The organism is Microbacterium sp. H6, assembly GCF_003314775.1.
Classification (GTDB): Bacteria; Actinomycetota; Actinomycetes; order Actinomycetales; family Microbacteriaceae; genus Microbacterium; species Microbacterium oxydans.
Genome location: NZ_QOAY01000262.1, coordinates 70,764 through 72,513 on the forward strand (window position 1 = coordinate 70,764; position 1,750 = coordinate 72,513).

At 69.8% G+C, this 1,750-nt stretch carries 2 protein-coding genes; both read left to right on the forward strand.

Annotated features, from left to right (window positions below):
• On the forward strand, positions 1–607 hold a 607-nt coding region (locus DSP71_RS17295; protein ID WP_258546516.1), incomplete at its 5' end, for a phospholipase.
• A gap of 98 nt (positions 608–705) precedes the next feature.
• Positions 706–1,750: glutaminase A (gene glsA, locus DSP71_RS17300; RefSeq protein WP_147251352.1), on the forward strand; the 1,045-nt coding region annotated here is incomplete at its 3' end.

Sequence of the window (1,750 nt, forward strand, 5' to 3'; positions counted from 1 at the left end):
GGTCGCCGCCGCCGGCCTCGATGTGGGAGCAGTGACTTCCGTCGACACCTCCGATCTCGAAAGCGACATCGAGAAGCTCGATGACACCGAGGTGACGCCGGTGCTGCTCGTAGGCGTCCTCGCCGACAAGGCGCAGGATGAGACCGCGAGCGTGGTCGCCGACACCGCGGAGCTGCGCGGGGCGCTGACCGCCGCCCAGCAGAAGCAGGCCGAGGAGGAGGCAGCGCGGGTCGCAGCGGAGCAGGCGGCGGCCCAGGCCGCCGCGGAACAGCAGGCCGCAGCCGCGCTGGCTGCAGCGAACACTCCCGAGGGGGCGAAGGCGGCCGCACAGCAGATCATGTCGAGCACGTACGGATGGGGCGGTGACCAGTTCTCCTGCCTGAACTCCCTGTGGAACAAGGAGTCCGGCTGGAACTACAAGGCGTACAACCCCAGCGGTGCCACCGGCATCCCGCAGGCGCTCCCCGGAAGCAAGATGGCCTCCGCCGGCTCCGACTGGCAGACGAACGCGGCCACGCAGGTCGCGTGGGGTCTCGGGTACATCTCGTCGGTGTACGGCACTCCCTGCAGCGCATGGTCGCACTCCCAGGCGATGAACTGGTACTGATCCCCTCCGCAACGCTGCACATGCTCTAGGTGAAGGCGGTCGTCGAGCGCTACGGTGACTCTGACGGCTGGGGGACGTCACGGATCCGAGGAGGAGATGTGCTCGACCCCCCAGCATGGCACGGCGTCCCGCAGGAGGCGTCCACCGGCGCGCTGCCGGGGTGGGACCGCGTCGAGGAGGTGGTGCGCGATGCTCACGCCCGCTACGCCGACGAGCGCCGCGGGAGCGTCGCGGACTACATCCCGGTGCTCGCGGAGGTCGATCCGGAGCTGTTCGGTCTGGCGGTGATCGAGGTCGGCGGCGGGCTGCACGACGCCGGTGATGCGTTGCATCCGTTCTCGATCCAGTCGATCTCGAAGATGTTCGTGTACGCCCTGGCCATCCAGGAGCACGGCCATGAGCGCGTGCGCGAAGTCGTCGGGGTGAACAACACCGGCCTGGCCTTCAACTCCGTGATGGCGCTGGAGCTCAACGACGGCCACCCGATGAACCCCATGGTCAACGCGGGGGCGATCGCCACGACAGCGCTCATGCCCGGTGCGACACCCGTGGAGCAGTGGGAGCGGATGCGGGAGGGGCTCTCGGCGTTCGCCGGCCGGCCGCTGAGCCTCGACGGCGTCGTGTACGCCTCGGAGGCCGCGACCAACGACCGCAACCGTGCTCTCGGACGCCTACTGCGCAGCTACGGGCGACTCGCGGGTGACCCGGACGAGGTGGTCGATGTGTACACGCGCCAGTGCGCGCTCGGGGTCACGGCTCACGACCTCGCGGTCATGGGCGCCACACTCGCCGACGGGGGAGTGAACCCCGTCACGGGCGAGCGGATCGTCTCGGCGGACGTGTGCCGCGACACGCTCGCGGTCGTCGCATCGACGGGCCTCTACGAACGCTCCGGCGACTGGCTGTTCGAGATCGGACTCCCCGCGAAGTCCGGAGTCGCGGGAGGCATCGTCGCGATCGCGCCGGGAAAGGGCGCCGTCGCGGGGTTCTCTCCTCGACTCGACGAGGCGGGCAACTCCGTCCGCTCGCAGATGGCCATCGGCTACCTGTCGCGGGCGCTCGGGCTGAACCTGTTCGCCTCGTCGGCCGTCCCCCATCCTGCGTCTTCTCCCGCCTCGCCCTCCGCACCCCTGGAGCTGTCAT